Origin of the sequence: Corynebacterium casei LMG S-19264 (genome assembly GCF_000550785.1) — a bacterium.
Taxonomy (GTDB): Bacteria; Actinomycetota; Actinomycetes; order Mycobacteriales; family Mycobacteriaceae; genus Corynebacterium; species Corynebacterium casei.
In genome coordinates, this window is the sequence record NZ_CP004350.1 from 947,077 (window position 1) to 972,347 (window position 25,271).

Annotated in this window: 23 protein-coding genes and 1 CRISPR repeat array; of the genes, 19 read left to right on the top strand and 4 right to left on the bottom strand. The window is 54.4% G+C overall.

From position 1 onward, the window contains the following. Positions 1 to 82: 82 nt before the first annotated feature. The 7 genes from casA to cas2e all read left to right on the top strand — a co-directional run bounded on the left by casA (position 83) and on the right by cas2e (position 6,397). Positions 83 to 1,807 (top strand): type I-E CRISPR-associated protein Cse1/CasA, encoded by a 1,725-nt coding sequence (gene casA / locus CCASEI_RS04500; RefSeq protein ID WP_006822352.1) that lies wholly within the window; start codon positions 83 to 85, stop codon positions 1,805 to 1,807. 74 nt (positions 1,808 to 1,881) lie between these two features. Then, on the top strand, positions 1,882 to 2,463 hold the full coding sequence (gene casB / locus CCASEI_RS04505; protein ID WP_006822353.1) for a type I-E CRISPR-associated protein Cse2/CasB: 582 nt from the start codon (positions 1,882 to 1,884) through the stop codon (positions 2,461 to 2,463). 50 nt (positions 2,464 to 2,513) lie between these two features. Continuing rightward, a complete protein-coding gene (gene cas7e / locus CCASEI_RS04510; protein ID WP_025387266.1) occupies positions 2,514 to 3,671 on the top strand; it encodes a type I-E CRISPR-associated protein Cas7/Cse4/CasC in 1,158 nt (385 codons plus the stop codon). A 15-nt stretch (positions 3,672 to 3,686) separates the two neighbouring features. Beyond that, the gene (cas5e, locus tag CCASEI_RS04515) at positions 3,687 to 4,403 is read left to right on the top strand and encodes a type I-E CRISPR-associated protein Cas5/CasD (RefSeq protein ID WP_025387267.1); all 717 of its coding nucleotides are present in this window, start codon (positions 3,687 to 3,689) and stop codon (positions 4,401 to 4,403) included. After that, positions 4,400 to 5,101: a type I-E CRISPR-associated protein Cas6/Cse3/CasE gene (cas6e, locus tag CCASEI_RS04520; RefSeq protein ID WP_006822356.1), complete on the top strand. Its 702-nt coding sequence runs from the start codon at positions 4,400 to 4,402 to the stop codon at positions 5,099 to 5,101. Before cas5e ends, cas6e begins: the two co-directional genes overlap by 4 nt. Positions 5,102 to 5,105: 4 nt before the next feature. After that, a complete protein-coding gene (cas1e, locus tag CCASEI_RS04525) occupies positions 5,106 to 6,044 on the top strand; it encodes a type I-E CRISPR-associated endonuclease Cas1e (RefSeq protein WP_006822357.1) in 939 nt (312 codons plus the stop codon). Further along, positions 6,041 to 6,397 (top strand): type I-E CRISPR-associated endoribonuclease Cas2e, encoded by a 357-nt coding sequence (gene cas2e / locus CCASEI_RS14375; protein ID WP_006822358.1) that lies wholly within the window; start codon positions 6,041 to 6,043, stop codon positions 6,395 to 6,397. The genes cas1e and cas2e overlap by 4 nt, the downstream gene beginning before the upstream one ends. A 96-nt stretch (positions 6,398 to 6,493) precedes the next feature. After that, positions 6,494 to 12,134: direct repeats of the CRISPR family, unit length 28 nt; unit sequence ATGTTCCCCGCACCAGCGGGGATGAGCC. A gap of 440 nt (positions 12,135 to 12,574) precedes the next feature. On the opposite strand, the gene CCASEI_RS04530 is transcribed toward cas2e, so the two are convergent. Continuing rightward, positions 12,575 to 13,408: an IS3 family transposase gene (locus CCASEI_RS04530; protein ID WP_155894813.1), complete on the bottom strand. Its 834-nt coding sequence runs from the start codon at positions 13,406 to 13,408 to the stop codon at positions 12,575 to 12,577. 23 nt (positions 13,409 to 13,431) lie between these two features. After that, complete coding sequence (locus CCASEI_RS04535) at positions 13,432 to 13,716, bottom strand: transposase (protein ID WP_081466614.1); 285 nt, start codon at positions 13,714 to 13,716, stop codon at positions 13,432 to 13,434. A gap of 388 nt (positions 13,717 to 14,104) precedes the next feature. Between CCASEI_RS04535 and CCASEI_RS04540 the strand changes: the two genes are divergently transcribed. From CCASEI_RS04540 to CCASEI_RS04555, 5 genes are all read left to right on the top strand, one after another. Continuing rightward, the gene (locus CCASEI_RS04540) at positions 14,105 to 15,544 is read left to right on the top strand and encodes an MFS transporter (protein WP_025387268.1); all 1,440 of its coding nucleotides are present in this window, start codon (positions 14,105 to 14,107) and stop codon (positions 15,542 to 15,544) included. Between the two features lie 205 nt (positions 15,545 to 15,749). Further along, entirely contained in the window at positions 15,750 to 16,043 is a 294-nt protein-coding gene (locus CCASEI_RS04545; RefSeq protein ID WP_006822360.1) for a DUF2283 domain-containing protein, read from the top strand. Between the two features lie 149 nt (positions 16,044 to 16,192). Continuing rightward, positions 16,193 to 16,600 carry a DUF6941 family protein gene (locus CCASEI_RS04550; RefSeq protein ID WP_006822361.1) on the top strand — a complete coding sequence of 136 codons (408 nt, stop codon included), beginning with the start codon at positions 16,193 to 16,195 and terminating at the stop codon, positions 16,598 to 16,600. A 25-nt stretch (positions 16,601 to 16,625) separates the two neighbouring features. Next, the gene (locus CCASEI_RS14695) at positions 16,626 to 16,820 is read left to right on the top strand and encodes a DUF4258 domain-containing protein (protein ID WP_225868456.1); all 195 of its coding nucleotides are present in this window, start codon (positions 16,626 to 16,628) and stop codon (positions 16,818 to 16,820) included. A 5-nt stretch (positions 16,821 to 16,825) separates the two neighbouring features. Beyond that, positions 16,826 to 17,158 carry a DUF2283 domain-containing protein gene (locus CCASEI_RS04555; RefSeq protein WP_025387269.1) on the top strand — a complete coding sequence of 111 codons (333 nt, stop codon included), beginning with the start codon at positions 16,826 to 16,828 and terminating at the stop codon, positions 17,156 to 17,158. A gap of 409 nt (positions 17,159 to 17,567) precedes the next feature. Here the strand turns inward: CCASEI_RS04555 and CCASEI_RS04560 are convergent, their stop codons facing one another. After that, positions 17,568 to 18,086, bottom strand: coding sequence for a MarR family winged helix-turn-helix transcriptional regulator (locus CCASEI_RS04560; protein ID WP_025387270.1), 519 nt, complete (start codon positions 18,084 to 18,086; stop codon positions 17,568 to 17,570). Positions 18,087 to 18,201: 115 nt separating this feature from the next. On the opposite strand from CCASEI_RS04560, the gene CCASEI_RS04565 reads away from it, so the two are divergent. The 6 genes from CCASEI_RS04565 (at position 18,202) to CCASEI_RS04590 (ending at position 23,167) form a co-directional block, all read left to right on the top strand. Next, positions 18,202 to 18,774, top strand: a complete 573-nt coding sequence (locus tag CCASEI_RS04565; protein WP_006822364.1) for an NADPH-dependent F420 reductase — start codon at positions 18,202 to 18,204, stop codon at positions 18,772 to 18,774. 206 nt (positions 18,775 to 18,980) lie between these two features. Further along, on the top strand, positions 18,981 to 19,403 hold the full coding sequence (locus CCASEI_RS04570; RefSeq protein ID WP_006822365.1) for a hypothetical protein: 423 nt from the start codon (positions 18,981 to 18,983) through the stop codon (positions 19,401 to 19,403). 90 nt (positions 19,404 to 19,493) lie between these two features. Next, positions 19,494 to 20,492, top strand: coding sequence for a GTPase Era (era, locus tag CCASEI_RS04575; RefSeq protein ID WP_006822366.1), 999 nt, complete (start codon positions 19,494 to 19,496; stop codon positions 20,490 to 20,492). Next, positions 20,482 to 21,207, top strand: a complete 726-nt coding sequence (recO, locus tag CCASEI_RS04580) for a DNA repair protein RecO (RefSeq protein ID WP_025387271.1) — start codon at positions 20,482 to 20,484, stop codon at positions 21,205 to 21,207. The genes era and recO overlap by 11 nt, the downstream gene beginning before the upstream one ends. A gap of 11 nt (positions 21,208 to 21,218) precedes the next feature. Beyond that, the gene (locus CCASEI_RS04585) at positions 21,219 to 21,971 is read left to right on the top strand and encodes an isoprenyl transferase (protein WP_006822368.1); all 753 of its coding nucleotides are present in this window, start codon (positions 21,219 to 21,221) and stop codon (positions 21,969 to 21,971) included. Positions 21,972 to 22,054: 83 nt separating this feature from the next. Next, entirely contained in the window at positions 22,055 to 23,167 is a 1,113-nt protein-coding gene (locus tag CCASEI_RS04590) for a VIT1/CCC1 transporter family protein (protein WP_006822369.1), read from the top strand. 73 nt (positions 23,168 to 23,240) lie between these two features. Here the strand turns inward: CCASEI_RS04590 and CCASEI_RS04595 are convergent, their stop codons facing one another. Further along, entirely contained in the window at positions 23,241 to 23,669 is a 429-nt protein-coding gene (locus tag CCASEI_RS04595; RefSeq protein WP_006822370.1) for a Fur family transcriptional regulator, read from the bottom strand. Between the two features lie 135 nt (positions 23,670 to 23,804). On the opposite strand from CCASEI_RS04595, the gene CCASEI_RS04600 reads away from it, so the two are divergent. Beyond that, the gene (locus CCASEI_RS04600) at positions 23,805 to 25,184 is read left to right on the top strand and encodes a glycine--tRNA ligase (RefSeq protein ID WP_025387273.1); all 1,380 of its coding nucleotides are present in this window, start codon (positions 23,805 to 23,807) and stop codon (positions 25,182 to 25,184) included. The last annotated feature ends 87 nt before the right edge of the window (positions 25,185 to 25,271 follow it).

Genomic DNA, 25,271 nt, shown 5'->3' on the forward strand with positions numbered 1-25,271 from the left:
TGAGAGCACCTCCGTTCAGGAGGGAGCACATCGTAATTTCAAACCCTGTTACACAACACATTTGGAGGAAAGGAGGCTGAGAATGGCGAATGAAAATCCATCATTCAATCTGATTGATGAGCCATGGATTTCATGCATGGATACAGAAGGCAAAGCGCATTTGTTGAGCATCCGACAAATTTTTGAAGGTAGCCCAAGAGTCTTGAGCATTATTGGTGATTCTCCGACTCAAGATTACTCTGTCTTGCGCGTTCTACTTGCTATTTTCTGGCGCGCGCATGCACATGATTTACATACGAGTTTGGATAATCGAAAAGCAAAACAGGCATTTCATTGGGATGACTGGTTTACTGAACTGCGAGACGAACTTGTATCCGAAAACCGCGATGACGTCGTCCTAGGATATTTAGAGGACTACTGGGATCGCTTCGATCTTGTTGGTGTCGAGATGCCGTTTATGCAAGTGAGCAATTTGCAAGCGATGAATGGAGAATCAAAACCCATCGCGACAATTATTCCGGACTCCGCCGATGATTTGTTCACGATGCGTACTGCGTCTGGGCGGGAATCTTTAGACTATGCTGAGGCCGCCAGGTGGCTAATCCACGCGCAAGCATTCGACTACTCAGGCATCAAGACCGGAGCAGTTGGAGATTCGCGAGTTAAGGGCGGAAAGGGATACCCAATCGGTACTGGCTGGTCTGGCATGACTGGTGGGACCATTGTCTTAAGCGAGCACAGTTTGCTAGAGACCCTTTTACTAAACACGGTTCTAGCTTGTGTGCTCAGCACTCAAGCTGGGGCAGATGTATTGCAAGACAAACCTGTATGGGAGCGGGAACCAGATACTTCGGCAGAAAGAGCAAAGCCTGAACCAATCGGGCCCTCGGATCTTGCGACATGGCAGTCCCGTCGGATTCGCCTGGAATTTCACGGCGATCGTGCCACTGCAGTCATTATTTCCAATGGCGACAAAATTCCTGATGCCGGGAAGAACGTTATGGACGACCCGATGACTCCCTACCGGTATAGTCCAAACCAGTCGAAAAAAGACTTGGACGCGTATTACCCCATGCCGTACGAGAGAAACCGGACGATGTGGCGCTCCCTAGATGCCCTAATTGTCACCTCGTTAGATGGCGGATTTACAGGCAAGCATAAGGCCCCAATCCGGCCAATGACGCTCGATAATCTTGCAACTCTTGCATCTGATGGGTATTTGGATGATCAAGCCCTAGATGTTCGGATTGTATCCATGGAGTATGGGCCTCAAAGCAGCGTATATGGAACGATCGTGAGTTCAAACTTAGGTCTGGCATTGTCAGTATTGAAAGATACGGAGTCTGGACTAGCCATTCGAACTGCAGTCCGTGCATCAGCGAAAAATACCGGTGACGCAGTAAAAGAACTGGGAATATTCTCTGGCCAGCTAAACCAGGCTGTAGGCGGAGAGTACAACTTCGATGCATCCTTGGCTGATGGAGTATATGCAGAATTAGAACCACGGTTCTCTCGGTGGCTTGCGTCACTCGAACCCGAATCCATCGATAACCAATGCAGGGAATGGGAAAATATCGTTCGCTCGACGATCACTAGCGCCGCTATCGAGCTGATTCGCGGCTTCGGTCCGAATGCATACTCAGGTCGCGAGATTAAGCAAGAGGGAAGTGACAAGGGACGTTTGGTCTCAGTTGGGTCCCTGCAATTTAGTCTTCTTCGGAAGCTAGATAAGGCCCTTCCTCTCACCAAGAAGTCACGTCCCCGTAAGCAGAAACAAGAGCAATCAAGTGAGGTGTCTGAATCGTGACAATCCCTATACAAGAATCTGCGGAAAGCGAAAAGCTTTCACTATTCCGAAGTGTTTCTTTAACGGTCTCAAGAATGCAAGATGATTACCTATCGACGTCCAACTATTCTGCGCAGGCAAACGCGCGTGGAGCGCTCGCGAACCTGCGCAAGGCAGGCTCAACGAAGCTGGATAACAGTCCGTTGGCGTTGGCATCTGTTCTCTCAGTGCTTTACTCGCCGCTGAGCGACGATGAGATCGGAAAAAATGACTGGCTCACGCCTTCCGAAAAAGCGGTTTATTACTCCCTAGTGTCGTTTTCCCAGCATATGCAGGGCGCTACGACTAAGGCACATGAACCAGGCATTGGATTCGCTCAAGCCTGTGGACGCTTGTACGCGGTAAGTTCTTCAAACTCGATAAAGCCACGGTTTGATGCAATGCTGCTCAGTCGCGATGAAAACTCGATGGCGGTTCATCTGAGGTCTCTCATCAGCTTGCTTCGTAACGCTGGTTTGCCATTCGACTACGCACGCTTTGCCCAAGATCTCCGGATCTTAGTTCGTTCGACTAAGAACGCTGAAGACGAACTTGCCCGAAACCGCGTTCAACTGCGATGGTCTCGTGACTTCGCATCCGGAACCTATTTTGACCGTTCAGCCGAGACAGCTGAATAAAACCTCAACCCTTTGTTATTTCCCTATCTCACAAGAATTGGAGATTTCTCATGTCCTTAGTTATTGATATCCACGCCTTGCAGACCTTGCCTCCGTCGTTGATCAACCGTGACGACACCGGTGCACCAAAGTCAGCCGTATTCGGAGGTGTTCCTCGCCAGCGTGTTTCCTCACAGTCTTGGAAGCGCGCAATCCGCCGCTACTTCCGCGATAACTTCGACAAAGATTCCTTGGGGGACCGTTCGAAGCGCCTGCCTGGCCAAATCGCCAAGAAGGTAGAAGAACAGAGTGATTGGACTCAGGAGCGCGCAATTGAAGCAGTTGAACAGCTGTTCAAAGCAGCCGGGATTAAGACTTCAGTTGATGCTGCAAAGATTAAGAAAATCGAGAAGAATGGCGATGGCCTCGATAAAGAAGCGCTGGAAAAGGCTCTGAACGAGGCGAATTTTCCTCAGACCGGATACCTACTGTTCCTGAGCCCGCACCAGATTGAACGCGCAGCCGAAGAAGTCACTAAAGCTGATGGAGAAAAAATCGCCAAGAAGCTTGCTCAAGAAATTCTCGATACGAAGCACTCAGTTGATATGTCATTGTTCGGGCGCATGGTTGCTGATGATGCTGCGTACAATGTTGATGCTTCGGTGCAGGTTGCTCATGCGTTAGGTATCCACGCGAGTGCTCCAGAATTCGACTTTTTCACCGCTGTTGATGACCTAGCTGAAGCTGGTGAGGAAACTGGTGCAGGAATGCTGGGCACAGTCCAGATGATGTCGTCAACGCTATACCGCTACGCAACCGTCAATATTGACGGTCTTAGAGCAAACCTTGACTCAGAAGAAGTCGCTCTTCAAGCAGTGGGGGAGTTCATTGAGGCATTCGTAAAATCCATGCCAACAGGCAAGATCAACACGTTTGCGAACCAAACCCTTCCAGACTTGGTCTACGTTACTGTGCGCGATACCCGCCCTGTATCACTAGTTAACGCTTTCGAATCGGTGGTAGAAGGGGCTGACGCGGAAAGCCGTCGGAAAGCAGGTGCTGTAGCTCTAGCCAACGAGGCTCGTGAAATCCAAGACACCTACGGCCTCGAGCCAAAAGCAGCCTTCGTACTTGGAATCGGGCAGACTGCCGAGGCCTTTGAAAGCCTAGCAGAAAAGGTAACAATGTCGGAGCTCGTTGCGAACGTCCAATCCGCTTTAAGCAAGTAGTGGGTGGAGACTCTCATGAGTTATTCGTTGTTATTGCTTTTAAAAGGTCCCATGCAATCATGGGGCGATGAATCAAGGTTCAAAGTTCGTGGAACGGCTTCTACTCCAACGAAGTCAGGAATTGTTGGGATGTTGGCTTCCGCGGAAGGGCGACGTCGAACAGATTCTGTTGAAGATCTAGCACAACTCAGATTTGCTGTTCGCGTTGATCAGTCTGGAAGTCTTTTGAGAGATTACCAGACCGCTCAGGATTGGATACGTGAGCCCGGAAGCCCTGCAAAATTGATTACTAGGTATTTCCTGTCTGATGCAGCGTTTGTTGCTGCAGTCGAATCTCCTAACAAAGAAATGCTTGAAGGACTCGAACAAGCACTTCGTGCTCCGAAGTATCCCATCTTTTTGGGACGACGCTCTTGCCCGGCCCCGCCCAATCTTGTTCTAGGTATCACAGAAAGTCCGGCCGTTGACGCACTTCAGGAGCACAAGATTTGGCATGCCACTCCAGTGCATGAAAAGGAGTGCGGCACTACTGTTTCATTGCCAATCTTCCGTGACGCGGATGAAAATGAAGATGGTATTCTTCGCCAAGATGTACCAATTTCTTTTAGTTCTACTCACCGTCGGTATGGGTGGCGGAAAGTTGTGCAAAACGAGTTTGTCACCTTAGATAATCCTGATGGAAAGAAAGCAGAACTAGATGATGGATTTATGGATGCGGTGATCAATGCATGACTACTTTTAGCAAGCTAATGCTGAATCCATTGCGCAGGCAAGGCGCGAAACTTCTTACTCAGCCGCAAGCATTGCATGCGGCTGTTGCCGGTGCCTTTCCTCCAGATGTTTCAACTGACGAATCTCGGATTTTGTGGAGAGTCGACAGCTCCAAAAACAGCACGGTTCTTTATATCGTTGGTCCTGAAAAACCATCGTTGGAGCACATCGTTGAACAAGCTGGGTGGGCGACACGGCCTGGATTGAGTGCGGACTATGCAAGGCTGTTGGATTCACTTAAGAAGGGCCAGCGATGGCGCTTTGAGCTCGTTGCTAACCCGACTTATTCAGAATGGCGGGATGGTAAACGTGGCAAGGTCAAAGCTCACGTTTCGGAAAAGCATCAGCTGGAATGGCTCTATAAAAAAGCTCCGAGCGCAGGTTTTGAGCTAGCTCCGATCCCAGAAAGTCCCGATGCAGAGTTAGGATCATGGAATTTGACCGATGTTCCGCAACTTCTTGAGCGGAAAACTCTCAACTTTCAGAAGTCTTCTCAATCTGGCAACCGACGTTCACGGACCCAAATCTTGCAAGCAAGATTTTCAGGCTTGCTAGAGGTGTCTAATGCTGATGCTCTGCGAACAACACTGCAACAAGGCATTGGTCGCGCGCGTGGTTACGGCTGTGGGTTGATGACGCTTGCACGGGTAGAGAGGTAAGCCAATGACAGTCCCAAGTGAAGTCCCTATTGTGAGAAAAGCACTGTCTCGCATGGAAGATCGTATTAGTTTTCTGTACGTAGAAAGAGCTGTTGTTAATCGAGATGGGAACTCTCTTACGGTTTCTGACCGTCGGGGAGTGGCTCATGTACCAGCTACGCAGCTTGCGGCCCTTCTACTTGGGCCTGGTACCAAAGTCACCTATGCAGCCATGGCCCTGTTGGGCGATTCAGGCTGCTCGGTGGTGTGGGTTGGTGAAAAGGGCATCCGATTTTATGCTGCCGGACGTCCGCCTGCTAAATCATCTCGAATGGCAGAGATTCATGCAAGTGTCTTCTCGAATCAGCGCAGGCGACTCGATTGTGCGCGGAAGATGTACGAGCTTCGTTTTCCAAACGAAGACGTATCGACGTTAACGATGTCTCAACTGCGAGGAAGAGAAGGCGCGCGTATGAAGAAGATTTATGCTGAGGAAGCTGCTCGAACCAACGTGTATTGGAATCGGCGTTCATATGATCCTCAAGATTTTGAATCTTCCGACCCGATCAACCAGGCGTTAACTTCTGGTAGTGCTGCGCTCTACGGAGTAGCTCACGCTGTGATCTCAGCTCTTGGCTTCGTACCTTCATTGGGTATTGTTCACACAGGTACCGACCGGTCATTTGTTTATGACATTGCAGATTTGTATAAGGCGGAAGTTTCCATTCCTGCAGCATTCGACGCTTTATCTGCGGAAATGGGAAGTCCGTCAACCAACGTTCGTCGGAATATTCGCGACAGAGTGGTGAAGGAACGGATCATGCAAAGAATGGTCCGTGACCTGAAATACCTTTTCGATGTTGACGACGAATATCTAATAAGTGATGTTGAGCTGATGTTGTGGAGTGAACTTGAAGTTATTTCGTCCGGGGTCAATTGGTCAGAGGATGAGATTACGCCATGATGGTACTGGTTATTACAGCCTGCCCAGCTGGGCTACGTGGCGACTTGAACAAATGGCTCATTGAATTGAGCTCAGGAGTATTCGTCGGACGACCCAGCGCCAGGATCCGCGACTTGCTCTGGGAACGCACGGTTGAATTATGTAAGGATGGGCGTGCTCTACTAGTTCATTCAACAAACAATGAGCAGGGGCTAGAGTTTCTTACTCACAGGCATGATTGGGAGCCGACTGATTATGGGGGTCTGACCTTGATGTTGCGTCCTACCAAGAACAGGGAAACCTATAATCGCCGAACGGGTTGGTCAAACGCACGCAGACAAAGGGCGGGATATCGCAAGAATCCGAACGCCTAGTTGTTCTGATGCGTGTGGTTGGTTGTCCGTGTTGAATTTCAAATGAAGTCGTATGTAAAATGCCACTTGGGCTCCGAAACCCCGTGGTCATCGAGTATGTTCCCCGCACCAGCGGGGATGAGCCCGATGCAATGCAAAGCGGGGAAGACCTGATCGAATGTTCCCCGCACCAGCGGGGATGAGCCCGGCCTGTGTTGTTAGAATGCTCAATCGTGTACATGTTCCCCGCACCAGCGGGGATGAGCCGTTCGCAGCATAATGCATCCGGTATCCGTCCGGCATGTTCCCCGCACCAGCGGGGATGAGCCGGGGACACCCAATGAGCATCTTCCTATGGCTAAATGTTCCCCGCACCAGCGGGGATGAGCCGCCATATTGTCAAAATTAGCCGTTACCAGCACAATGTTCCCCGCACCAGCGGGGATGAGCCCTGGATCAAGAATGTTTGCACGGTTCCGAAGATATGTTCCCCGCACCAGCGGGGATGAGCCCCATTCTTTTGCCGTTCGCGCTCTTTGCGCCTGATGTTCCCCGCACCAGCGGGGATGAGCCGAAGCTACCGATTGCGTTGTGGTGCCCGGGTTTATGTTCCCCGCACCAGCGGGGATGAGCCCCCTAAAGAACCTATAAACGATCAAAACCACCAATGTTCCCCGCACCAGCGGGGATGAGCCCCGTACATGCCAGTTACTATGTTTATTGTTTCCATGTTCCCCGCACCAGCGGGGATGAGCCCGTCAGGCGATACCACTACACGCCCATATACTGATGTTCCCCGCACCAGCGGGGATGAGCCCCGCGTACCCACCCACGCATGGAGCACTAAAGAATGTTCCCCGCACCAGCGGGGATGAGCCTTCCGCGTCCTAAGTGACGTTGGACGTGCTGCTATGTTCCCCGCACCAGCGGGGATGAGCCACAGCACGCTTCATGCACGTAGTGAGAGACGATATGTTCCCCGCACCAGCGGGGATGAGCCCCCACTCGCTCTCTACGTCGTACCGCACCTGACATGTTCCCCGCACCAGCGGGGATGAGCCATCTAACCCACCCCAACCGAAAGGACACCACAAATGTTCCCCGCACCAGCGGGGATGAGCCCCCGCTCAGGTCGCTGCCGTAGTCGTGGCGGACATGTCCCCCGCACCAGCGGGGATGAGCCCGCCGCTCACCCGTGGAGGTAATCAATGAGTGAATGTTCCCCGCACCAGCGGGGATGAGCCCAGTGAAAGGATCCATCCCCATACAGAACAATTATGTTCTCCGCACCAGCGGGGATGAGCCCATCATTCGGTTCAAGAGTTGTACGACTACCGAATGTTCCCCGCACCAGCGGGGATGAGCCCGGGGACGTGAAGTACCTCGTTCGTGATGGGGTATGTTCCCCGCACCAGCGGGGATGAGCCCTTGATCAACGCGTTAAAGACTGACATTTATAAATGTTCCCCGCACCAGCGGGGATGAGCCCGGGGCAATCCTCACAGTGTGAGATATTAGGATATGTTCCCCGCACCAGCGGGGATGAGCCCTCATGACCCCTATAAACCAGGCTAGAATCAGAATGTTCCCCGCACCAGCGGGGATGAGCCCGGTAACTCTGTAGGAAAGTGGGAACTAAAATAATGTTCCCCGCACCAGCGGGGATGAGCCGAAAAGTTAACGGATCGAGAACATAAGATCCAAATGTTCCCCGCACCAGCGGGGATGAGCCCAGAAAGGGCATCGGCTATAAGTCAATTGCGGAATGTTCCCCGCACCAGCGGGGATGAGCCGACTACCTAACCCTGGAATGGAACCACTACACGATGTTCCCCGCACCAGCGGGGATGAGCCCAGTTCCAATGCCATTACCGCGCGCAATTTGATATGTTCCCCGCACCAGCGGGGATGAGCCCAATTCGAGTTGTCGAGATCGAACAGTGCCCTAATGTTCCCCGCACCAGCGGGGATGAGCCGTAACAGCAACGGCAACAGGCCGAAGCGCAATGATGTTCCCCGCACCAGCGGGGATGAGCCGTGCAGCGGCTACAGTCAGCGGTGACACGATTGATGTTCCCCGCACCAGCGGGGATGAGCCCTCAGGCGGCGCGTTTTTAATATCTTCAAGCAAATGTTCCCCGCACCAGCGGGGATGAGCCGCCTACCGAGAGCCAAGTATGTCACCTGTTCACATGTTCCCCGCACCAGCGGGGATGAGCCGTGCTTCTTCGTGTGCATCGCGCAGCTTTGCGAATGTTCCCCGCACCAGCGGGGATGAGCCGCGCGGCGGGATCTTCGCAAGCGAGTGCTTCTAATGTTCCCCGCACCAGCGGGGATGAGCCCATGGTGCCACTGGATGAGTCTTTCCTGGCCTGATGTTCCCCGCACCAGCGGGGATGAGCCGTTCCAAGGGCTTGATCAATCTCTACAAAGTTAATGTTCCCCGCACCAGCGGGGATGAGCCCCGTGAGATGTCCTCTTGATCGTTGGTAGTGTCATGTTCCCCGCACCAGCGGGGATGAGCCCTGCCGTTACTGCGACGTTGCCAAGAAGTACTTATGTTCCCCGCACCAGCGGGGATGAGCCGGGAATCGCTGAAGAATCAAACTGCCCGCTACCATGTTCCCCGCACCAGCGGGGATGAGCCCTGCTGAAATCCATAGCCCCCGGCAAACATCTAATGTTCCCCGCACCAGCGGGGATGAGCCCTGTCCACGGCTAACCGGATCGGATGGGTTGGCATGTTCCCCGCACCAGCGGGGATGAGCCCCCGTAACCTGCTGGCGCACGTCCTTCACATCCATGTTCCCCGCACCAGCGGGGATGAGCCCAGTCTTGGTTCATGCGGGACTAGATCGATCACATGTTCCCCGCACCAGCGGGGATGAGCCCCTGCCTGCTGGATCATGAGGTAATCAAAATTCATGTTCCCCGCACCAGCGGGGATGAGCCCTGTTCCATCATTCATATCATCGGCATCGGACAATGTTCCCCGCACCAGCGGGGATGAGCCGGGAGTCAAATTCTGCTCGGATTTGTGCGCGAAATGTTCCCCGCACCAGCGGGGATGAGCCTACACCATCGGGCAAATCCGGCAGCTAGAGGAAATGTTCCCCGCACCAGCGGGGATGAGCCTGATAGGGGTAAGGCAGAAACCGTAATTTTGTCATGTTCCCCGCACCAGCGGGGATGAGCCCAAGAGCATCACCATTCTCGTCCGCCTGCGCTAATGTTCCCCGCACCAGCGGGGATGAGCCCCAGCACCGGTTAACGTTGTGGACGTAGAGCCAATGTTCCCCGCACCAGCGGGGATGAGCCCGTGGCAACCGTAGCGCGATCGGTCAATTTCCAATGTTCCCCGCACCAGCGGGGATGAGCCGAGATTGATTATGGTGGTTACGGCGAAATTCTGATGTTCCCCGCACCAGCGGGGATGAGCCCATTCCAGTAATTGAACTTATGTCCCCTATAGAATGTTCCCCGCACCAGCGGGGATGAGCCTTTACTGCTGCGTTGTGGTGAATTACAACGCGGATGTTCCCCGCACCAGCGGGGATGAGCCGCCGCCACACGGCAGCTGACCGATGAAGAGCATATGTTCCCCGCACCAGCGGGGATGAGCCTGCTGGTGGTCAAGGCAAGTCGCTGGGTGATGTATGTTCCCCGCACCAGCGGGGATGAGCCCGCCACTAGGATCCACAAGCGGTTTGAGCGCCGATGTTCCCCGCACCAGCGGGGATGAGCCCATTCGGCTGAGGTCAACCCTTTGCAAGGGGCTATGTTCCCCGCACCAGCGGGGATGAGCCCGCTTTCGATGAATAAGGAGTTTGTTATGTCTTATGTTCCCCGCACCAGCGGGGATGAGCCGGACGCGTTGAGCGGTGCCGAGAGTTTGCTTGCATGTTCCCCGCACCAGCGGGGATGAGCCTGAGTGCGTACACATCGCGATCATTCCACTAAGATGTTCCCCGCACCAGCGGGGATGAGCCGTCCACGCCGAGCTTCAAGTTACCGAGGCCCTCATGTTCCCCGCACCAGCGGGGATGAGCCGTCCACGCCGAGCTTCAAGTTACCGAGGCCCTCATGTTCCCCGCACCAGCGGGGATGAGCCCTCGTTCACTGGCACCAGTGCTGCGCCAGTCTCATGTTCCCCGCACCAGCGGGGATGAGCCCACCACGGGTAGGATCCCGGAGCAAGTAGGCTTATGTTCCCCGCACCAGCGGGGATGAGCCCTGGCTGAAGCTATCGCAGACATCGATCCTGAAATGTTCCCCGCACCAGCGGGGATGAGCCCTACAGAACGCACGCGCCGATCTATTCCGTAAGATGTTCCCCGCACCAGCGGGGATGAGCCCTCAACGAAGTATTTGGCGCGGGCTGGGATGACATGTTCCCCGCACCAGCGGGGATGAGCCCGCTTCAACATTGGAAACAAACCGGGGGTCTGTATGTTCCCCGCACCAGCGGGGATGAGCCCTCCCGCTGGGTAACCGACAATCCGGAACGCTAATGTTCCCCGCACCAGCGGGGATGAGCCCTGCGAGCGCGAGCCTGTGAGCAGCAAAAACCGATGTTCCCCGCACCAGCGGGGATGAGCCCCCAGTGGAAACGGTGGCACCAGCGCGTGCAATATGTTCCCCGCACCAGCGGGGATGAGCCGAAGCTACCGAAGTTCAATAGTCGCGGTTCGATATGTTCCCCGCACCAGCGGGGATGAGCCCCGCCAGACAGCCAAGAGCCAACAAAAGTACCAATGTTCCCCGCAACAGCGGGGATGAGCCCAGGCGTGCATTGCACTTGAGGAAAAGGCTAAGATGTTCCCCGCACCAGCGGGGATGAGCCGACGCACGAGTCCAGGACTGTGGCTGTGGCTGAATGTTCCCCGCACCAGCGGGGATGAGCCCCAAACCAGCCCCAGTATGAGCGCCCACACTGCATGTTCCCCGCACCAGCGGGGATGAGCCGCTATGAGGATCTTGGTCTGTCTGGTAAGAACTATGTTCCCCGCACCAGCGGGGATGAGCCGGGCGGCGTTTACGCCTTGCGCCATGGCTACCCATGTTCCCCGCACCAGCGGGGATGAGCCCCACACCTGAGTTACGCTGGCGGGATCGTCTGCATGTTCCCCGCACCAGCGGGGATGAGCCGGAATTCCCTCCATAACATCGGGGAAAGCGCGGATGTTCCCCGCACCAGCGGGGATGAGCCCCTAACAGACACCACGAATGATCAAGATGACATATGTTCCCCGCACCAGCGGGGATGAGACCATGCGCCGATCCGAATTGCGCGAATATGTCAAATGTTCCCCGCACCAGCGGGGATGAGCCCCAATCATCCCACCCCGCGCCAAAGACCTCACCATGTTCCCCGCACCAGCGGGGATGAGCCCCGTACCTTTCGGCACCGGCCAATAACGCAAAGATGTTCCCCGCACCAGCGGGGATGAGCCCTGTTTGCAAGTGAGCCGCACACCGTTCTAAAGATGTTCCCCGCACCAGCGGGGATGAGCCCAGCCATGTAACCGCCTTAAACGCGCTCCCCGCATGTTCCCCGCACCAGCGGGGATGAGCCGAAACCCGATTCAACGCCGGCGTAATGACTGCGATGTTCCCCGCACCAGCGGGGATGAGCCCGCCACCGATATTTTCAAGATCTTCCATCGTCAATGTTCCCCGCACCAGCGGAGATGAGCCGAGCCGCCTGAATCGCAGCAATCGCAGCAGCAAATGTTCTCCGCACCAGCGGGGATGAGCCCCGGCAAAAGCCAAAAAGGGCAAGCCCGGAAGAGGAAATAAGTATAACCTTCCGGTTCAAAACACCGTTAATGTTCTGAACCGGAAGCCCCTACCTCAAACCCTATAACGAAAGAATGTAAACATGAACCATGCGTATAACAGGACTAATGTTGCCCGCACCAGCCGAGATGAGTCGTGTTGACGTTTCGGGTTACGATGAATCGCATCATGTTCACTGCATCTGATGGGATGAGTAGGGACTAGGGCTAGAGCGCGTCCAGCTCTGAGAGTATTTTCTGTACCAGCTGGTATGGTAGCTAATTTCTTCTCGTGTCTTGAGAAACGTAGAAGTGTATTGAGATGCGTAGATGAGCTTTAGAGGACATGCCAGTCAGCTAAGCGGAAATTATTTCTGTGTCTTGGCACCCTGGGGTGGTCTGGATTTTAGGTCCAGTTGATTTAAGCGACTTTGCTTAAAAACTGCTTCTTGAATTCCTCCGGCGGGATAAATCCCAGTGCCGAGTGAGGATGATACGTATTGTACCTGTGACACCATTGTCCGATGCAGTACCGGGCATGTTCCAGATCCAGGAAGCATTCCTGCTCAAACAACTCATCACGCATCCTGTTATGCAATGACTCCACAAACCCGTTATGCCACGGCTGACCAGGAGGAATAAACGCCTGCACCGTCTCTTCCTCAGCAGCCCACGACTGCAGAGTCTTACTGATAAATTCAGGCCCATTATCCATCCGCACCACACGAGGACGCTGACCACGCTCACAGGCAATAACATCCAGCAATTCCACAACAGCTGCAGCATCAATAGTGGAATCTGCTGTAAACCCGACATGCTCACGGGTGAACTCATCCATCACGTTGCAGACCTTGATTGACCTGCCGTGATAGTCCGAATCGAACTGGAAATCCAACGCCCACACATCATTCGGACATGCTGCTGGCTCCACCCTGGGAGTGGGATCCGCCAAGGTTTTCGGCTTCGACCGTTTCCTCGACGGAACCCGAAGATTTTCCTGACGCCACACACGCCGCACCACGTCCCGTCCCACATCAAAACCTTCCTCTTTAGTTTTAATCCAGGCACGGCGATATCCCCACCGAGGATTCTGTGCAGCCCACGTATGCAACCATTGCCGAAGCTCAGCATACTTATCGAACGTGACAACGTCTTTGGCGTGTTTGTGGGCTCGTTGGAAAGAACTTCTAGCAACCCCCACGATCAAGCAGGCACGACGCTGGGATAACCCCAGCACATCCATGAGATGACGCACGGCGTCGTAGCGTCTTGTGGGGGTTAGAATTTTCCCTCAGCCAACTCCTTGTAGGCTGCTTTATCTAGCTCTGCTTCGCCTAAAAGCTTCTTTAACCGGTCGTTTTCATCCCGCAGGGCTTTCAGTTCTCGTGCACCAGCACGATCCATCTGACCATAGGTTTTCTGCCAGCGATGCAGTGTTGCCTCACTGACTTTCAGATCGCGGGCTACATCAGCGTTCGTTTTACCTTCCGCCTTGAGCTTCGCGGCCTGGTCAAGCTTGCCCACGATCTGTTCTGGGGTGTGCTTTTTAAACTTCTTCATCATTGACCATCTTTCCACCCCGCAACGGGGTTTGCTCTGAAAGACTCTCAAATCAAACGGCCCGACAAACCCAGCCCACTCCAACCCCAATTCCGTACTAAGCGGTCTATAACTGAAGATTAATATTCAGCGCCGATGGTAATACCATTAAAATTTTGAAGAACTCAAGGTCACGTGATTTTTCGGCGTTGTTGCTAGCTAATGGGCATGCCGGCGAAAAATGGGGCGGGACCGAAAGTCGTCGGAAAGTTTTCGTCGTTAGGCGAAGCGAAATCGGGCGGTGGATTTTTGAGATTCTGTGTTTGAATATCGATGAGCATCTGAGCAGCAGAAGTATCTGTTGCTCAGTGCCTTTCTTTATTCAGACGAAGGCTAGTAATTGGAGAATCTCATGGCCGCTAATACCAAGGCGAAGGACCGTCGCGTAGCTTTTGCGACGATTGCCGGAACCACAATCGAGTACTACGACTTCTTTATCTACGCGCAGGCAGCGGGTATGGTGTTTTCCACCTTGATGTTTGAGCCGCTCGGTTCGGAGTTCGGACTCATGTTGTCGTTGGCAACTATTGGCATTAGCTTCCTGTTCCGCCCGCTCGGCGCTTTCTTGGCGGGTCACTTGGGCGATCGCTTCGGGCGTCGTTCGGTGCTTGTAGCAACGCTGATTGGTATGGGCGTGTGCACAACCATGATTGGTTTGCTGCCCACCTACGCGCAGATTGGTGTCGCAGCACCGATTATCCTGCTGGTGCTTCGTCTTATCCAGGGCCTGTGCGCCGGCGGTGAGTGGGGCGGTGCCGCACTGATGGCCGTGGAGCACTCCGCACCGCACAAGCGTGGCTTGGCCGGCACGTACCCGCAGATGGGCGTGTCTTTGGGCATGCTGCTGGCCACCGGCGTATTCGCGCTGATGACCGGCGTTATCTCACCCGGTGATGCCTTCTTGGAGTGGGGCTGGCGCGTACCTTTCATCCTGAGCTTCGTTCTGGTTCTGCTGGGCCACTTCATTCGCCGCTCGGTGGATGAGACGCCGATTTACCAGGACATTGCAAAGCGTAAGCAGCAAACCAAGGCGCCTGTCGCCGTGCTGTTTAAGAAGCACTGGGCACTGATTGTTTGTGCGGCGTTCTTGTTCGCTGGTTCGAATGCATCCGGCTACATCGCCACCGGTGGCTTTGTCACCGCGTACACCACCAACCCAGACGGCCCGATTGCTTTCGACCGCACCACCGCGATGCTGTGCATCAGCGCCGCGGCCGGCGTCTGGTTCCTTACTACGCTGCTCAGCGGCATTGCCTCGGATTACTTCGGTCGCCGTAACACGTACTTGTTCGGCTACGCCTGGTTGATCATCTTCGCATTCCCAATGTTCGCACTGGTCAACACCGCCGAGCCACTCAAGGTTGCAGCCGGTCTGAGCATCTTCGCCGTCGGCCTGGGCTTCTCGTTTGGCCCACAGGCAGCGTGGTACACCGAGCTTTTCCCAGCCAACATTCGCTTCTCCGGCGTATCCATTTCCTACGGCGTGGGCACGGTCATCGGTGGTGCCTTCGCACCAACCATCGGCCAGGGTCTGCTGGAAGCTACCGGTTCTACCAACGCGATTGCGGTCTACATCATCGTGATGTCGCTGCTTTCCATCGTCGCAGCAATGCTGCTCCAGGACGTCCCTCGTCGCCCGCTGGGCATTGACTACCAGGAAGAACAAGAACACTACGCCCGCCTGCGCCTGGGTAAGGTGGAGCCATACACCGGTACGCACAAGCTTGCCGATGCCCACGCGGACCAAGCCGCCCCCGCCAACCCAGATGACCTAGAGCGTGTAACAACTTAAAACCCTGCTGAGAAGTTCTCCTCAGAAATAAATCCTCCGGATGCTTGCCACTAAATAGGCGAGTGTCCGGAGGATTCTTTTGTCTCATCTCTCTGGAACCTATCGCTGCGGACGACAGTCTAAGTATTTCGTAGCTGTCAACTATTAAACGCGGCAGGAAATGGCGCCTTGGGCGGAAAGCCCAGGCAAAACGATTTGGAGAGACATGAAAGCACAGGAAATGCAGGAGACTCAGACCGAAGAGCGCGGATCGGCGTACATTACGCTCAATGGCAACGAGGTAGAATATTCAATCGAGATTGAAGATGATGTGTTTGCAGATTTCGATGAGGATTCATATCTAGTTGGCCTTGAGCTGCGTGAGCTTAACCGGATTCCGTCATTTGAGGACATCGAGTATGTAGTCGACATGTATGACGACGATCAAGAGGAGTTTCTGAAGTACGCACTCGAGGAGCTGGGTGCCTACAGCAGGATCCGAAAGTACTTCGGAAATTGACCGCAGTACAGATTTTTGCCGGGGTCTTATAGGCAGACCTAGTGAGCAGACCAGGAAGCCAGCTGGTCGCGCGACCTTTTGTGACCGAGTGAAGGTAGATTCTCAAATAGAGATTCGAATGGGTGGAATTGTGTGGAATACTGATGTACATGAAGGCAGAATTAGATTACGCATTTTTGGCTGAATACGCGAAGACGGAACGGGGGACGATTACTGCGGTCGGGGCAAGCTTTACGGAAGCAAAATCTTCGTCATTTCCCAGTGTCTTAGATGTCTCAGTCGCAGGAAGAATCCGTAGACACGAATCGTTGGATGCACCGGAAGTACGCATAACAGTGATTGGTCCTGAAGAAGGTGAAATTCCGCAGATTGAATTCGACTTTAAAGTCGAAGATGAAGTTAATGCAGTTCACTATGACGAAAAAGTTGCGTCCGTATTTGTATTTAGGGCACCAATTTTGATTGAGAAACCAGGGCTATACAAATTCGAAATCGAGCTGAATGGTGAATTCGTTAGAAGGCTAGCGTTCGAGGTTCATCAGCGCGATGGACAATGAGTTAAATATATGGCGGCATGCACGTATGCGCATGAGACAAAGAAATATTACGGAAGCAGACATCCGGTATGTTCTTAATAATTACCATTTGAGCAGACCTGGAAATCAACCAGATCGCACCGTGTATGAAGCGGATTTGGGTAAGGTGATTTGTGTAGTTACTGTTAACAATTCGAACCCCACAAAGGTTGTCTCGGTATTTGTGCGAGGGAAGGACTGAGCTAAATGAAGATTCAAGTAACGCAAGCAGATGATATGACCGCTGCATATATTGAGCTCAATAGCCGAGCTATTAAGCAGTCGGTTGAGCTTACTCCTGACGTAATTGTGGATTGTGACCAGTTTGACTGCGTCGTTGGGATCGAGTTGCTTTCGCTCAGCCGCATACCTCGGCCTCAGGACATAGAGAACAAGGTCCATGTGCATACTGAGGACCAAAAGACGCTGGGTGTTGCTCTCAGCCACTTGATGCGGATGTCCGCCACGAGCGGTTCGTTGACTAGTCGTTCGCAAGTTCAGGCGGCACCAGTTGAAGGCCGTGAACTAGAAGCCCATTAGCAGGAAAAATTCGCAGTATACGGTTTCGAATCGAGTTCCTGGCATTCATTGCAATCTTGAGAATGGATTGGGGTCGGTTTCGGCTCAAGCTCCCGGTGGAGGGCTGTACCAGCCCTCCACCGGGAACTTACTTTTGAAGTGGTCCAGCCGGTTTATCGAGGGCTGGAAACTGTCCAGAATAGACAGATTGCAGAGCTATGGATGAGCGAAATGTATAGGCACGCAAGAAACTATATAATCACTTTGGGAACGAGCGGGTTGATGTCGGCTAGGAACTGGCAAGGTATCGACACGAGCTATTTGGGGCAGATACTTCCAGTAATTCCCGCCCGAATGAAGAATCGATCGTTGACGGGACTGAGTCTGAGATTGCGCCAATGAAGCAAGGGCGCCGGAGCTCTGCAGCCGATTAGTCTTTGCCGGTATCAGGCTGCTGGCGTCGATACAGGGGAGAAGATGCGATCACTCGCTGCTCGGGGTCGAGCCTGGAGAGCAGTTTGGCGGAGATATTGGCTAGTTGGTCTATCTCATTAGGTTCGAGGGCGTCGACAACAAGGCGGCGGACTTCGGTGACATGCCCGGGAGCGGAGGCGACGACTTTGTTCCAGCCGGCTTCCGTGAGTGCGACTTCGGTGGCGCGGCGGTCGCGCTTGCAGGGGGTGCGGGTGATGTACTCGCGTTTTTCCAGTTTTGTCAGCACGCGCGAGAGTCGGGGGAGAGTGGCGTTGGTGCGTGAGGCGAGCTCACTTGTGAGCAGAATGCGCGTGGGAGTCTCGGACAGAGTGGATAGACAAAAGTAGTCAAAGTGTGTCAGGTCAGAGTCTTTGCTGAGCTGAGTATCCAGTGCTGAGGGTAGTAATTCGAGCACGGCGGCAAAGCGTACCCATGCTTCTTGTTCGCGTTGTGAAAGCCATTGTGTGTCATCCATAAACAACAGTTTAGCGCAAAAGGTTGCACCTTTAAGTAATCGGTGATATAAATTTAGTTGTACATGAAACCAATGCTTTTGGGAGAAGCTCTAGAGCACATCAAAGGAAAAAATTATGACCAACGTAACCATCTTCGGCTCCGGCAACATGGGCACCGCTATTGCGGACATCTTCCAAGCTGGCGGCGCTGACGTTCAGTTCATCGGCTCTGATGGCCAGGGCACCGTTGAAGGCGATGTTGTTGTATTAGCAGTTCCTTACCCAGCACTGGCGCAGATTGTTGCTAGCCACGGTGACCAGCTTGACGGCAAGGTCGTAGTGGACATCACCAACCCACTGGACTTCAACACCTTTGATTCCTTGACTGTTCCTGCTGGTAGCTCCGCTGCTGCTGAGCTCGCAGAAAAGCTGCCTAAGGCTTCCGTTGTTAAGGCATTCAACACCAACTTCGCAGCAACCCTGGCTACCAAGAAGGTTGGCGAGCTCGCTACTACCGTTCTTGTCGCTGGTGATGATGAGGCTGCTAAGAACACCCTCGCATCCGCTATCACCGCGGGTGGCGTAGAAGCTATTGATGCCGGCTCCCTGAAGCGTGCACACGAGCTCGAGGCAATTGGTTTCCTGCAGCTGACCCTGGCAGCATCTGAGAAGGTCGGCTGGACCGGCGGCTTCGGCATCGTCCGCTAGGGGATACTCCGGGGATTTAATACGGAGACTCCGTGCGCAGACCAGTAAACTGGCTGCACGCGGAGTCTTTTTGCATGCCGGCACACAACGCCCGCGCATGAATAGATGTGCCAAAGCGGTGTCGGAAGTGGAAAGAAGCTCGTATTATCAGAAACTAAAGCAATTTAGGGTCCGCTTACTTCTTAAGAGCGCGGGAAGGTTAGCTCATGGCAAAGAACACGATGCTGCACCGGATTGAGGCAAAGCTGCGGCTGATTACTGCCAGTGAGTTCCACGCCTGCATTCATGACGAAGCCTTCCGCGCGCAGTTCCTGGGGCAGTATCAGTGGGCGCCAGATACGCCTGTCATTCCGGCGCTGTGGAATACCACGGTGGATGAGGTGTGCGAGCATATCGAATGGCATTGCACGGAAGACACTGAGTTCTTGGTGGTGCCGGTGCTGTTGAAAGACCCGGTGAAGCTCGCCTGCATTTTGGTGACAGATATGTTTGATGTCTTCGAGCCAGATATGACCATGGATGAAGTCAGTGAGGCACTGGGGCAGACTTCGGATTGGGCATTCGCGCAAGAAATGGATGTCAGAGTGCAAAATGAGCTAGAAATAAACCGCTTGTTGGAGATGGTCTAATCCTTTAAACGCCGCGTGGAAACTCACGGAGTGAGTTCCACGCGGCGTCAAAGTAGGGGATTGGGCGTTTGCGGACTAAGATGCAGGTCAATGAATAACTCACCAGAAGATCCATTTGAGGCGGCTATCGGCGGCAATAATCCCGAGGCCATGGCTGATGTCAGCCAGTACACCAACACGCCTGCAGGTTTCCGCTCCGGCTTTGTCAGCTTCGTAGGACGTCCAAATACCGGCAAGTCCACGCTGACTAATGCGCTGGTGGGGCAAAAGATTGCTATTACTGCTGACCAGCCAGAGACCACGCGTCACCCAATCCGTGGCCTGGTGCACCGTGATGACGCGCAGATCATTGTGGTGGATACACCAGGTCTGCACCGCCCCCGCACGCTTCTGGGTGAGCGTCTCAATGAGATTGTGAAAGATACCTACCAGGACGTTGACGTCATTGGTCTGACCATCCCGGCGGATGAAAAGATTGGCCCCGGTGACCGCTGGATTCTGGACAACGTGCGTGAGATTGCGCCGAAGACGCCGATTATCGGTATCGTGACCAAGCTGGACCGCGCGTCTAAAGACCAGGTCGGCGCGCAGTTGCTTGCCCTGCATGAGCTGCTCTCAGCAGAAGACCCTGACGCGGTAGTCATCCCGGTCTCGGCAACAGAGAACGTGCAGATTGAAGAGCTCATCGGCGTGCTTATTGATGTATTGCCAGAAGGCCCGAAGTTCTACCCGGATGACCACATCACTGATGATGACACCAACAAGCGCATCTCCGAGCTGATTCGTGAAGCCGCGCTGTCGGGTCTGAAAGATGAGCTTCCGCACTCGGTCGCGGTTGAAGTGGATGAGATTTTGCCATCGGAAGACCGCGAAGATGTCCTGGATGTCCACGCGATTATTTACGTGGAGCGCCCAGGACAGAAGAAGATCCTGGAAGGCAAAGACGGCCGCCGTCTGCGCCGCATCGTGGGTAATGCCCGCAAGGAAGTCATTCAGTTGCTGGGCCAGAACGTGTTCTTGGACCTGCGTATCAAGGTGCTTAAGAATTGGCAGTCTGACCCGAAGTCTTTGGGGCGCCTTGGCTTCTAGACCCTCTTTTCGCGACCGCGCGGTGGTAATCCGCAGCTATGACTTCGGCGAAGCAGACCGGGTTATCGTGCTGCTGACCAAACACAATGGATTAGTCCGTGCGGTGGCAAAAGGTGTGCGTCGCGCGAAGTCGCGCTTCGGCTCGCGCCTGCAACTCTTCGTCAACTTGGACGTGCAGCTGTATTCCGGCCGGAACCTAGCAACCATCACCCAGGCGGACACTGTGGACTACTTCGGTGCGCAAATCATTGATGATTATGACAAGTACACCGCCGCCTGTGTGATGTTGGAAGCAGCAGAGCGGCTCAGCCTGGACAATGATCCCTATCTCTATGAGTCGGTAGTCTACACCCTGGCCAAGCTGCAGAGCACCGAAAAACCTATGCTTGAGCTAGACACATTCTTGCTCAAAGTCATGGAGCACGCCGGCTGGGCGCCAAGCCTGTTCAACTGCGCACAGTGCGGCAATCCCGGCCCACACCGTGCTTTCCACCCCGCAGTGGGCGGAGCAACGTGTAATAATTGCCGCCCGCCAGGCGCGGCAGAAGTAGACCCAGAGACGCTACACATCATGTGGATTATTGCCAACGGGCACACCGCCAACGCCACGGTCGCGCAGGCAGGCGAGGCGCATCAGCTTATCCGCGCGCACTTGCAGTGGCATCTGGAGCGAAAAGTTAACGCCCTGTCCGTGATGGACCAGGAACTGAAGTAAGGTAAATAAACGTGATTACCCCTGATCCGAACCGAGTACTCAATCCGCCCCAGATCCCCGCGGAGTTTCTGCCAGGTCATATCGCGTTAGTCATGGACGGCAATGGCCGTTGGGCGCAAGACCGCGGGATGAAGCGCACGGAGGGCCACAAGCGCGGCGAGGCCGTGCTGTTAGATGTGGTGGATGCGTGTTTGGCGTTGGGGATTCCTTACCTGTCGGCCTATGCCTTTTCCACTGAGAATTGGCGCCGTTCGCCGGATGAGGTTCGTTTCTTGATGGGCTTTAACCGCGACGTGTTGCGTCGCCAGCGCGAGTGGCTCAATGAGCGCGGGGTGCGCGTGGTGTGGGCGGGTCGTCGCCCGCGTCTGTGGCGCTCCGTTATCAAGGAGTTGGAGGCAGCAGAGCAGCTGACCAAGGACAACACCAAGATGACGCTGGTGATGTGCGTTAATTACGGTGGTCGCGCAGAGCTTGCCGATGCTTTCAAGAAGATGGCCGAGGACGTCAAGGCCGGAAAGCTCAGCCCATCTGCGGTGTCCGAGAAGACAATCGCGCAGTACCTTTATGATCCGGTTATGCCTGACGTGGACTTATTCCTGCGTCCTTCGGGTGAAAAGCGCACCTCGAACTTCCTGCTGTGGCAGTCGGCCTATGCAGAATTGGTTTATCAGGATAAACTGTTTCCTGATTTCACTCCGGAGGATCTCTTCGCGGCAGTTGAAGAATATGCGCGCCGGGACCGTCGCTTCGGAGGAACCAAGTAGGTTCGCTTCACGCGGGGGTTTTAGGTGCGTGTGAGCAGCTAGAAGTTTCGCAGAAGAAGGAGTGTGCCACAAGGATGGTAGCCATGGATCAGCCAACGCGTCAGCAGATTTCTAAGTGGCGCCGATATTTGGCTAATGAACGTGCTGAGGCCGCGGTGTACCGCGAGCTTGCCCGCAAGAAGAAGGGCGAAGAGCGCGATATTTTGCTCAAACTCGCGGATGCGGAGTCCCGCCATGAGCAGTATTGGCAGGAAAAGCTCGGTGAGTTTGTGGGCATGCCGCAAAAGCCGGATTTGAATACGCAGCTCATGGGGTGGATGGCTAAGAACTTCGGTTCGGTCTTTACTCTCGCCCTGATGCAGTCGGCGGAAAGCCGCACGCCGTATATGGATGATGATGACGCGTCGGAGCAATTGGCTGCCGATGAACGCGTGCACGCCGAGGTCGTCCGCGGCCTCGCAGTCCAGGGTCGGGAGAAGATTTCCGGAAACTTCCGCGCCGCAGTCTTTGGCGCGAATGATGGTCTGGTGTCGAACTTGGCGCTGGTCATTGGTGTGATGGGCTCCGGCGCGCAGTCTTCAGTGCTTTTGCTGACCGGCGTCTCCGGTCTGCTGGCTGGTGCATTGTCCATGGCCGCAGGTGAGTACGTTTCCGTGAAGTCGCAAAATGAGCTTCTTGATGCCTCACGTCCCGCAGCAGCAGCCACCCAGCTCGCTGGCGAACTGGACGTCAACGCCAATGAACTGGCTCTGATTTACCGTGCGCGTGGGCTCAGCAATGACGAAGCTGAAAGGAAAGCGGAGACCGTCTTCCAAACCTTGCAGGAACGCGCGAATGCCAGCCACCCTTCAAGCGGGCATAATCCTGCCGAAGCAGCTGGCGCCGCGCATCAAGACTCGGCTGCAGAAGCAGACAACTCCCACGGCGTTATCGGTGAGGCCTGGTCAGCAGCGCTATCAAGCTTCTGCTTCTTCGCCACCGGCGCACTGATTCCTATCATCCCGTTCATCTTCGGCATGGACGTCACGCCAGGCGCAATTGTTACCATCGTGCTGGTATCACTCGCACTGATGATGACCGGCGGCATCACCGGACTTATTTCTGGCAAGCCACCACTATTCCGTGCCCTGCGCCAAATGGTCATCGGCCTCGGCGCCGCAGGAATCACCTTCCTGCTGGGGCTTCTCTTCGCGTAAAAAGTGCGGCTGAGCGCACTTTTTACGTTGCCGTACCTAGGTGAGCACTCAACAAAATGCAGTCTTTGCTTAGCTAGGCCTTTTCCTGGCATTTGGTGCAGATTCCGAAGACTTCGGCATCATGGCCAGTGAGCTGGAAACCATAGGTATCCGCGACGGTGCGAGCCCATTCTTCGATGGGGCCGCCGTCGATTTCTTCGGTGCGGCCGCACTTGGTGCACACCAGGTGATGGTGGTGGGAATCGGTTTCGCAGTGGCGGTAGAGGGTTTCGCCTGTAGGGGAGTGCAGGGCATCTACGGCGTGAATATCAACTAAGGATTGCAGAGTGCGGTAGACGGTGGTGAGTCCAACTTTGGCCTCACGTTCTTGAAGCGCAGTGTGAATTTCTTTGGCCGATAGGAAACGGTCAATATCTTGCATTACTTCAACAACCGCAGTGCGCTGTTTAGTGGTACGCATGCCAAGCTTGGGGGTGTTTGAGCTTGCGGAATGAAGGGTCATGGTTGTGAGTCTATCAATTTTGTTGCCGTGACATAGAAGTAATCTGAACCCAGTTCCGCATGAATTTCTTCTCCAGGATAGAATGGCCGCACTATAATCATCGGCTGTCCCCTACCAGAGGAGTCTTCTTTAATCATGGCGTCAGTGATCGAATCCGTCGTAAACCTTTGTAAGCGTCGTGGCCTGGTGTACCAGGCAGGCGAAATCTACGGCGGCTCCCGCTCAGCATGGGACTACGGTCCGCTGGGCGTGGAACTGAAGGAAAACATCAAGCGCCAGTGGTGGCGCCACATGGTGCAGTCCCGCGACGACGTCGTTGGTATTGATACATCAATTATTCAGCCAACCCAGACCTGGGTTTCTTCCGGCCACGTTGAGGTCTTCACCGACCCACTGGTGGAGTCTTTGCACACCCACAAGCGCTACCGTGCAGACCACCTGCTTGAAGCTTATGAGGAAAAGCATGGTCATCCACCAGTCAACGGCTTGGCAGACATCAACGATCCTGAGACCGGCCAGCCAGGTAACTGGACTGAGCCAAAGGCATTCTCCGGTCTGCTCAAGACCTTCCTGGGTCCAGTGGATGATGAAGAGGGCTTGCACTACCTGCGCCCAGAGACCGCTCAGGGCATCTTCGTTAACTTCAAGAACGTGATGACCTCTGCGCGTCAGAAGCCACCATTTGGTATTGCCAACATTGGTAAGTCTTTCCGTAATGAGATCACCCCGGGTAACTTCATCTTCCGTACCCGTGAGTTTGAGCAGATGGAGATGGAGTTCTTCGTCAAGCCTGGTGAGGATGAAGAATGGCACCAGTACTGGATTGATAACCGCCTTCAGTGGTACATCGATCTGGGCGTGAACCCAGACAACCTGCGTCTGTATGAGCACCCGAAGGAAAAGCTGTCGCATTACTCCAAGCGCACCGTTGACGTGGAGTACGCATTCGGTTTCGCTGGCTCCAAGTGGGGCGAGCTCGAAGGTGTTGCAAACCGTACGGATTATGACCTGCGCGTGCACTCTGAGGGCTCTGGTGAGGACCTGTCCTACTACGACCAGACCGCTGAAGAGCGCTGGGTTCCTTACACCATTGAGCCGGCTGCCGGCCTTGGCCGTTCCATGATGGCATTCCTGGTGGACGCTTACACCGAGGAAGAAGCTCCTAACTCCAAGGGTGGCACTGACACCCGCGTGGTTCTGAAGCTGGACCGCCGTCTGTCCCCAGTCAAGGTTGCGGTTCTTCCACTGTCTAAGAAGGAAGAACTGTCCACCCCAGCGAAGGCACTGGCAGATAAGCTGCGTGGACTGTGGAACATCGACTACGACGTCTCTGGTGCCATTGGCCGCCGCTACCGCCGACAGGATGAAATCGGTACCCCATTCTGCGTGACCTATGACTTCGATTCCCTCGAGGACAACGCGGTTACCGTGCGTGAGCGTGACTCCATGGAGCAGGAGCGCGTCAAGCTCGACGAGCTCGAAACCTACCTGGCTGCCCGCCTCGCCGGCTGCTAGTTTCTAAGCTCGCACAAGCGCATAAGCCTCTTGTGGGGTAAGCGTTGGTTGGATTAACATCCAGCGCCAATGCCCCTCAAGGGGCTT